1 protein-coding gene is annotated in these 437 nt (G+C 35.5%); it reads right to left on the bottom strand.

Annotated features, from left to right (window positions below):
* Positions 1–437, bottom strand: a 437-nt coding sequence (locus E0L35_RS25635; RefSeq protein ID WP_171051242.1) for an SWIM zinc finger family protein, incomplete at both ends; no start/stop codon positions are given.

The raw sequence follows: 437 nt of genomic DNA, 5'->3' as shown, positions 1-437 counted from the left end.
TATTGATACATATTGCCGGCATTTATTACTTCTAAAAATTGACGAATGTTTTTTATTTTATTGGATAAAAGGTGAATTTCGATGCCAAACATATTCGCTTCTGATCCAACTGGAATAATTTTCATCAAAAATTCAACTGGAACTACTTCTCTTTTCTCAAAGTGGCGTTGTTTCTTTGGTGAAGGAAAACTAGTCTGATTAAATAAAGCAAAAAAATCATCTGATACATTTGTATTCGTTTCTTGCATAGTAGCAGGCTCCTTGCCACTCAGCTGAAATTTCTTAATCTCCAGCAAAACAGCTGCAATATGCTGACATTCTTTTTGAAAGGAAGCTAGCTTTGGACAAGAACAATTCGCTTTTATTTCACCAGCTTCTACAGCCACCATTACAGCAAAGTCTTCTGCTGCTTGAACGAATGCTTCACAGTAGTCTTC

The organism is Halomonas sp. ATBC28, from assembly GCF_005937175.1.
In the GTDB taxonomy this organism is placed as follows: Bacteria; Pseudomonadota; Gammaproteobacteria; order Pseudomonadales; family Halomonadaceae; genus Vreelandella; species Vreelandella titanicae.
This window is presented reverse-complemented; position numbering and strand designations above follow the sequence as displayed.